Raw genomic sequence first — 7,482 nt, 5'->3', positions numbered from 1 at the left:
CCGCGGGCGGCGGGGGGGCGTCCAACCCCCCCCCCCCCCCCCCGGGGGGGGGGGGGGGGGCGGCCCCCCCCCCCCCCCCCCGCTCCTACAGGGGTAAGGCAGCTCTTGTGTAGGAGCGAGCTTGCTCGCGATGGGTGCTTGCCTAGCCCCGATCGCGCGCAAGCGCGCCCTACAGGGGCGCCAGGTCAATGCAGTTTGACGGGCGGGTACGTGGTACGGCGCAAGCGGTCCGCAATCCAAAGCGCTGTTGCGCGCCCGTAGCCGTGCAGCGTTACACGGTGCATCTGTTCCAGCGACACGTACAGCATCTTCGCCAGCCAGCCACGCAACGGCAGCATGGAACGACCCGGCGGCACCGTCGGTACCTCACCGGCCGCCTGGCGCACGCCCAGCGACACCAGGGTGCCCTTGGCGTGATACTTGAACGGCGTGACGGATTGCCCCTGCATCAACTGTGGCAGCGCCTTCGCCAGCCACGTGGCCTGCTGGTGTGCGGCCTGCGCCGTCGGCGGCACGACCGTGCCTTCCGGGCTGAACGCCGCGTACGCGCAATCGCCGATCGCATAGATATCGCGCACGCCCTTCGCCGCGAGATTCCGGTCCACCACGATGCGGCGATCGCGTGATAGCTCGAACGGCCCCAGCCCGGTCACGAAATCGTGGCCGATCACACCCGCCGCCCACACCTGGATATCGCAGGGAATATGCGAGCCATCGGTCAGGGTGAACGAGCCATCCTGCACCGACTTCACGCCGACACCCACGCGTACGCTCACGCCCATCCGCTGCAGGATGCGCTGCGCCCACGCCGAGGTGCGCGGATCCACCGCGGGCAGCACCCGCGGCGCCATGTCCATCAGGGTGATTTCCAGCTTGGTCGCGGGGGACAGCCCGCCGTAGCGGTGCATGTCGTTGAAGGCGTGGTGCAGCTCCGCTGCCAGCTCCACGCCCGTGGCACCCGCACCGACGATGCCGATGCGAATCTTGAAGTTCGGATCGCCTGCCGTACGCAGGGCCAGGGCCAGGATGCGCCGCCGCAGACGCACGGCCTGGGTCGGGCTATCGAGCATGTCGCAGTACTCAAGCACGCCGGGCGTGCCGAAGTCGTTCACGCGGCTGCCGAACGCGAGCACCAGGGTGTCGTAGGACAATTTGCGCGCCGGCAGGATCAGCTCATCGGTGCCCGGCAGGTGCACTTCGGCCAGGTCGATCTGTTTGGCTTCCACATCCACATGCTTGATCGCGCCCGGTTCATACCGATAACCGTGCACCGTGCCATGGGCGAGGAACGGCACCGCCTCCTCGCCATCGCCGAGCAGGCCCGCGGCCAGTTCGTGCAGCCGGGGTTTCCAGAAGTGGCTGGGGTCACGGTCGACGAGCGCCACATCGCAGGCGTCGCGCCTGCCCAGCCGGGTAGCCAGCTCCACGCCGGCGGCTCCGCCACCGACGATCACTACCCGATGCCTGCTTGTTGTCATGGAAGGGTTTCCTGATCGTAATAACTGACCCAGAGCATAAAAGGAAACCTGTCGCTTGCTTGCGAAGCCTCTACCTTTCCTGTACATCCATGCCATGCCGTTACGCCTTCTCCGACGACGAACCTGAGCCCCGTGCCCTTGGCGCACAAGCGCTACCGTCTGTCGTCCGCATGGAGATCGCATGTCCCTGTCCTTAATGTCGCAGGTAGACCAGGCACTGGCCCTGGTCTTCCAGAATCTTTCTTTGCCTGTCGAATTAGCCCATGCGGAGCCATCCGCGCGGCCTGAGCTGGGCGACCTGCAGTGCAACGCGGCGCTGGCCGCCGGCCGGCTGCTCCACAAGCCGCCACGGGCTATCGGCGAGGACATCGCCACCGCGCTACGCGCCGATCCCCGCTTCGCCGCGGTGGAGGTCGCCGGACCCGGCTTCGTGAACCTGCGCCTGGCCGATGCCTTCCTGGCCGACGTCGCTGCCGCCACCCTGGCCGATCCCCGGCTGGGCGTGCGCGATGAGGGGCAGGGCAGCCTGGTGGTGCTGGATTTTGGCGGCCCTAACGTCGCCAAGCCGTTGCATGTGGGCCACCTGCGCTCGCTGGTGCTGGGCGAGAGCCTGCGTCGGATTCTGGGCGCCTTGGGCTGGCGAACGCACGGTGATGCGCACCTGGGTGACTGGGGCCTGCAAATGGGCATGCTCAGCGCGGCCATTCGCCGCCAGGCACCGGCCCTGGCGTATTTCACGGGGGCGGGGCCTTATCCGGCCGAAGCACCTGTGACGCTGGATGAGCTCGAACGGCTCTATCCGGAAGCCGCCGCCGCGAGCCGCGATGATCCGGCGCGAATGGCCGAGGCGCGCGCCGACACCGCCGCGCTGCAGGCGGGCGACCCCGGCCTCATGGCGCTGTGGCGCAACCTGCGCAAGCTCAGCGTCGATGCGCAGGCCAAAGACTTTGCGCTACTGGATGTGCACTTCGATGCGTTGGACGGCGAGAGCGATGTGCGTGATGCGATCGCGCCATTGGTAGCCGACTTCCGCGCGCGTGGCGTGGCCCGCGATAGCGAAGGCGCCCTGGTGGTGGATGTGGCGTTGCCGGGCGACACGCACGAGGTGCCGCCCTTGCTACTCGCCAAGAGCGATGGCGCCGCGCTGTATGCGACGACCGATCTGGCGACACTGCAGGCCCGTGCCGCCATGCCTGGCCTGGCCAAGGTCGTGTACGTCGTGGACCAGCGCCAGGCGCTGCATTTCGAACAGGTATTCCGCGCCGCACGTCGCGGCGGCATCGCAGCCGGCGTCGATCTGGTGCATGCCGGCTTCGGCACGGTGAACGGCAAGGACGGCAAGCCGTTCAAGACCCGCCAGGGTGGCGTGGCACGCTTGCGCGACCTGCTGGATGAAGCCGTGGAGCGCGCGCGTGAGCGCGTTGACGCTTCCGATCGTGTGGAAGCCAGTGAGCGGGAAGCGCTCGCAAGGATGATCGGCATCGCCGCGGTGAAGTTCGCGGATCTGTCGGGCGACCGGTTGTCCGGCTACGTGTTTGATGCGGAGCGGCTGGTGGCGTTCGAAGGCAAGACTGGCCCGTACCTGCAGTATGCGGTGGTGCGCATGCGCTCGGTGCTCGAGAAGGCTCATGACACCCCCGTGGGTGCGCCGTACGCGGTGCAACCGGCGGAACGCGAACTGGTGCTGGCGTGCCTGGCGTTCGGCGACAAGGTGAGCGAAGCGGCCCACCTGCTGCAGCCGGGCGTCCTTGCAGGGTGGGCATACGATATCGCCCAGCGCTTCAGCCGTTTCTACGACCGCTGCCCGATCTTGCGCGAACCCGACGATGCCATCCGCTCGCACCGGCTCGGCATCTGCCAACTCACCCTGGCCGTCATGGACCGCGCATTAAACCTGCTAGGCATCGAAGTCCCCACGCGCATGTAATGTAGGAGCGCGCTTGCGCGCGAAAAGCCAACGAAGCGGCGACGCCGAATGCTGTTGCCGCTTCTTAGTCGGTTCATTCGCTAGTGCGAATGCGTGTTGCCAGCGGCTTGCGCCGCCTCGTTCTGGTGGTGTTGAGGCACAGAGCCGTCGGTGCCCACCCTCGCTGCTCAGACAGGTCCTCCGCGTTCGGATCGGAATGCGCCTGCGGCGCATGGTTTACCTATATGGCCTACGGCCGCTCTCTTGTGCGGAACTCGCCTCGAGGGTGGGCACCGACGGCTCTTTTGATCCATGAGGTTGAGTGGTGGGAGAGCCGGTGCATTGTCTGCGGTGGGCGTGGGTGTCCGGACAGGGTTCGTCCGCGGACACGTGGGACGCGGCGAGGCACATCGGTTGAAATGGCTTGGTAACGCCGTTTGCGGGGTGCTGGGTTGCTTGGCACGGGGGATGCATCGTCTAGGGCAAAGGGGCTCATGCCTCACCTGATTTGCCCAAGGAGACCTGCCATGAAAGTCGAAACCTTCCTGCTGAAGACCTTCTTTGCTGCTGCCGTGCTGACCTGTGTGTTGGCGATGGGGGCATTCGTGACGGCGAGTCCGGCACAGGTGTCGGCGACGTTGGTGGTAGCGGCACAGTGAGCTGATCCGGCGTCTACGCATTGTTGGTTGATAACGCGCAGGTGCTGCGAACGCTGTCGGCCACAGGGTGGCCTCCTACAAGGGCGGGACGTTACCGGACCTGGGCTTTCCGCCACGCAACCTCGGTGTTTCAGAGAGACCTTGGTGCCCACCCTCGAGGCGAGTTCCGCACAAGAGAGCGGCCGTAGGCCAAATAAGTACATGGGCCGCGCAAGCGGCCAACCGCACCGAACGCGGAGGACCTGTCTGAGCAGCGAGGGTGGGCACCAAGGTCTCTGTGCCTCAACCGACAAGAGCGAGGCGGCGCAAGCCGCTGGTTACATGCATTCGCAAAGCGAATGAACCCCTTCAAAAGCGCAAAGCCGAAGGCGAGCCCGATGGCATCAACATCCACCGGGCTCAAACGATGCCTCATGCCTTCGGGCTATAAGCCTCAACCGCATCCATCACACGCGCCGAATACACCAGCGCCGCACCCGCATTCATCGCAATCGCCACACCCAGCGTCTCGCTGATCTCCTCACGGCTCGCACCCGCCTTCAGCGCCGCATCCGTATGCACCGTAATACAGCCATCACAACGCGTCGTCACCGCCACCGCCAGCGAAATCAGCTCACGCGTCTTCGCACCAAGATGACCGTCCTTCGCATTCGCCGCCGACAGCGTCTGGTAACCCTTCAACGTATCCGGGCTCAGCTTGCCAATCTCGCCAATACGGCCCATGAGCTCTTTCTTATAAGCAACCCAATCAAGCATGTCCGTGACTCCATCAAGACGGCAGCGCGGAATGCGCCGCCCATGAGCACAGTTTGGCACCGCCCCCTGCGCCGCTAAATGCTCAAATCACGCGTGTTTTGGCGGATTCGTCTCACCCACGTGTTTTCGGCCGATTTGGGGACAGGACGTCGCACCTCGCTGACATCCTGCGGCACCCGGCGGAGGCGCTGGTACGGTCGCGCAATAATTGACCAAGAGAGGGAATTCTCATGAACCAGCTGACCACCACCGCGGCGCGCCTGGGCTGCTCGGATTGCGGCCTGCATGCCATTTGCCTGCCCGAAGGCGTCGACGAGGGCGGGCTTGCCCGACTGGACCGGCTCACCCGCCAGCGCAGCACCTACCAGCGGGGCGATGTGGTGTTCCGCCAGGGTGAACCTTTCGAGGCGCTCTACGTCGTGCGTTCCGGCGCCGTGCGCGTGGCCATTGGCGATGCCGATGGCGGCCAGCAGGTGGTGGGCTTCCGTTTGCCCGGCGAAATCCTTGGCATCGATGCGCTGCTGGAGGATACCCACCGCACTGATGCACAGGCACTGGAGCGCACCACCGTTTGCGAAGTGCCGTTCGCACGCCTGGAAGACCTGTTCCAGCAGTTGCCTGGGCTACAGCGGAAGATGATGCGCGAGCTCGGTCGCGAGGTCGCCAGTGCGCAGCAGCACGTGCTGGCACTGGGCCGGCAACAGGCACTGGAGCGTGTCGCGCTGTTCCTGTGTGGATTGCTTGAACGCTACGACAGGTTGTCGCGGCCGACCGACTGTCTGCGCCTGCCGATGGGTCGCAGCGACATCGCCTGCTACCTGGGCCTTGCCGTGGAAACCGTGAGCCGGGCGTTGGGGCGCATGGAAGAGCACGGCGTGCTCTCGGCCAGCGGCCGGCACCTGCGCATTCACCGGCGCGATCTGCTGGAGGCATTGTGCGTCTCCGACGGCGGAAGCGAGCGCAAAAGGAACTGACCGAAGTCAGGATTGCCCGGGCCCACGGTTCCTAACCTTGTGCGTGCCGGCCCCGATGGCCGGCACTTTGCCCACAAGGAGTCATCCCCGTGCTTCAGCTCAAGACCCTCGCCGCCGCCCTGTTGCTTGCCGCGCCGATCGCGGCCCAGGCGGCGGATACGCCCTGGACCCTGCACTTCGGTGCACACGTCGTCGATCCCAAGTCGGATACCGGCCAGCTCGCCGGCATGTCGTCCAGCATCAGCAAGAGCACCCGACCCACCTTCAGCGTGGAATACCGCTTCGCGCCGGGCTGGACCGCTGAACTGCTCGCCGCGCTACCGTTCCAGCACGAAGTACGCCTGGATGGCACGCGCGCGGTGAGCGTGAAGCAACTGCCGCCCACGCTCGGCGTGAACTACCACTTCATGGAAGGCAGTGCCGTGTCGCCGTTTATCGGCGCCGGCGTGAACTACACCTGGTTCTTCGACAAGAAGGGCCGCAACGCGCTGGATGGCACCCGCGTGCAGCTACAGAACAGCTGGGGCGCGGCCGGTCACGTGGGCGTGGATATCCGCCTGGATGAGCGCTGGCTGTTCACCGTGGATGCCCGCTACATGGATATCGATACGAAGGTGAAGGTGAACGGCGCCCGCGTCGGCACGGCCCACGTGGACCCCTGGGTGTACGGCGTGAGCTTCGGCTACCGCCTGTGATCGAACGCCGGGCTTGTCCGCGGCGCGCCGGGTGCCGATACTCGCGGCACCTTCGCGCCTGATCGAACCATGGACGCACTGACCCGGATCCTGGAACTTGCCCGCGTGCGCGGCGCGCTCGACCTGCGTTGCCAGCTGGCGGGCGGCTTCAGCCTGGATCATGAGGAGGCGGGGCCGGGGGAGGCCCCGTTCCACCTGGTGCTGGCCGGGGAAGGCGTCATGGAGCTGCCGGGCCGGCGCACGCTGGCCTTGCGCGCGGGTGACCTCATCATCCTTCCGCATGGCACCACCCACCGGGTCCGCGATACGCATGGGGTGATGAATGATGCGCCCGTCACTCTGGATACGTCGGGCCCCCTGACGATCAAGCGCACGGCGGGCGAAGGGCAGGTGCTGGACCTTCTTTGCGGCCGCTTCGTGCATGCGCCCGATGCCGGCCAGCTGCTGTTTGCGAGCCTGCCGGATGTGCTGCAGGCGTCGCTGACGGACCGCCACGGGCTGCCGACGCTCGAAGCGATCGTCAGTATGTTCCGTGACGAAGTGGGCACCCTGGCGCCGGGCGCGCTCGCCGTGGTCACCGCACTGAGCCAGGCATTGCTCGTGTTCGCCTTGCGGGCGCAGCTCGAGAACAGCCTGATGCCACCCTCGCTACTGACCTTGCTGGCCGACCCGCGCCTGGGTCGCGCCATGCTGGCCATGCTGCGTGAACCCGCGAAGGAATGGACCGTGGAATCCCTCGCCGCGCAGTCGGCGATGTCACGCGCCACCTTCGCCCGCCACTTCGAAGCGAAAGGCAAGCAATCGCCCCACGAAGTGCTCACCCTGCTGCGCATGCACCTGGCCGCCGAACTGCTACGCCGCGGCGAACTCACCGCCGCCGCCGTTGCCGAACGCGTGGGCTACCGCTCCGAATCCGCCTTCGGCAAAACCTTCCTGCGCGTGATGGGCGCGACACCGGCCCGTTTCCGCCGCGATAGCTCCCCCTAAGCTGATCGAAAACCCGTTCCAACGGAT

General features: G+C 66.3%; 7 protein-coding genes. 5 read left to right on the top strand and 2 right to left on the bottom strand.

Going from position 1 to position 7,482, the window contains the following annotated elements:
* Positions 1–185 precede the first annotated feature (185 nt).
* The gene (locus ABIE56_RS18575) at positions 186–1,478 is read right to left on the bottom strand and encodes an NAD(P)/FAD-dependent oxidoreductase (RefSeq protein WP_429245287.1); all 1,293 of its coding nucleotides are present in this window, start codon (positions 1,476–1,478) and stop codon (positions 186–188) included.
* Positions 1,479–1,659: 181 nt separating this feature from the next.
* Between ABIE56_RS18575 and argS the strand changes: the two genes are divergently transcribed.
* Both argS and ABIE56_RS18565 read left to right on the top strand, forming a co-directional pair.
* Positions 1,660–3,405, top strand: a complete 1,746-nt coding sequence (gene argS, locus ABIE56_RS18570; protein WP_429245286.1) for an arginine--tRNA ligase — start codon at positions 1,660–1,662, stop codon at positions 3,403–3,405.
* 506 nt (positions 3,406–3,911) lie between these two features.
* Positions 3,912–4,043, top strand: a complete 132-nt coding sequence (locus ABIE56_RS18565) for a hypothetical protein (RefSeq protein ID WP_429245285.1) — start codon at positions 3,912–3,914, stop codon at positions 4,041–4,043.
* A 411-nt stretch (positions 4,044–4,454) separates the two neighbouring features.
* Here the strand turns inward: ABIE56_RS18565 and ABIE56_RS18560 are convergent, their stop codons facing one another.
* A complete protein-coding gene (locus ABIE56_RS18560; protein ID WP_429245284.1) occupies positions 4,455–4,799 on the bottom strand; it encodes a carboxymuconolactone decarboxylase family protein in 345 nt (114 codons plus the stop codon).
* A gap of 230 nt (positions 4,800–5,029) precedes the next feature.
* Between ABIE56_RS18560 and ABIE56_RS18555 the strand changes: the two genes are divergently transcribed.
* From ABIE56_RS18555 to ABIE56_RS18545, 3 genes are all read left to right on the top strand, one after another.
* Positions 5,030–5,773, top strand: a complete 744-nt coding sequence (locus tag ABIE56_RS18555; protein ID WP_429245283.1) for a cyclic nucleotide-binding domain-containing protein — start codon at positions 5,030–5,032, stop codon at positions 5,771–5,773.
* A gap of 89 nt (positions 5,774–5,862) precedes the next feature.
* A complete protein-coding gene (locus ABIE56_RS18550; RefSeq protein ID WP_429245282.1) occupies positions 5,863–6,468 on the top strand; it encodes an OmpW/AlkL family protein in 606 nt (201 codons plus the stop codon).
* A gap of 69 nt (positions 6,469–6,537) precedes the next feature.
* A complete protein-coding gene (locus ABIE56_RS18545) occupies positions 6,538–7,455 on the top strand; it encodes an AraC family transcriptional regulator (protein ID WP_429245281.1) in 918 nt (305 codons plus the stop codon).
* The last annotated feature ends 27 nt before the right edge of the window (positions 7,456–7,482 follow it).

Source organism: Luteibacter sp. 621, from assembly GCF_050435445.1.
GTDB lineage: Bacteria > Pseudomonadota > Gammaproteobacteria > Xanthomonadales > Rhodanobacteraceae > Luteibacter.
The sequence above is the reverse complement of the archived record's forward strand: the minus strand, read 5'-3'. Positions and strand labels throughout refer to the sequence as shown.

What these genes read in the sequence shown, in the direction of transcription:
- ABIE56_RS18575 (WP_429245287.1), bottom strand. Translation starts at nt 1,478, where the DNA reads ATGACAACAAGCAGGCATCGGGTAGTGATCGTCGGTGGCGGAGCCGCC.
- ABIE56_RS18555 (WP_429245283.1), top strand. Translation starts at nt 5,030, where the DNA reads ATGAACCAGCTGACCACCACCGCGGCGCGCCTGGGCTGCTCGGATTGC.
- argS (WP_429245286.1), top strand. Translation starts at nt 1,660, where the DNA reads ATGTCCCTGTCCTTAATGTCGCAGGTAGACCAGGCACTGGCCCTGGTC.
- ABIE56_RS18545 (WP_429245281.1), top strand. Translation starts at nt 6,538, where the DNA reads ATGGACGCACTGACCCGGATCCTGGAACTTGCCCGCGTGCGCGGCGCG.
- ABIE56_RS18565 (WP_429245285.1), top strand. Translation starts at nt 3,912, where the DNA reads ATGAAAGTCGAAACCTTCCTGCTGAAGACCTTCTTTGCTGCTGCCGTG.
- ABIE56_RS18560 (WP_429245284.1), bottom strand. Translation starts at nt 4,799, where the DNA reads ATGCTTGATTGGGTTGCTTATAAGAAAGAGCTCATGGGCCGTATTGGC.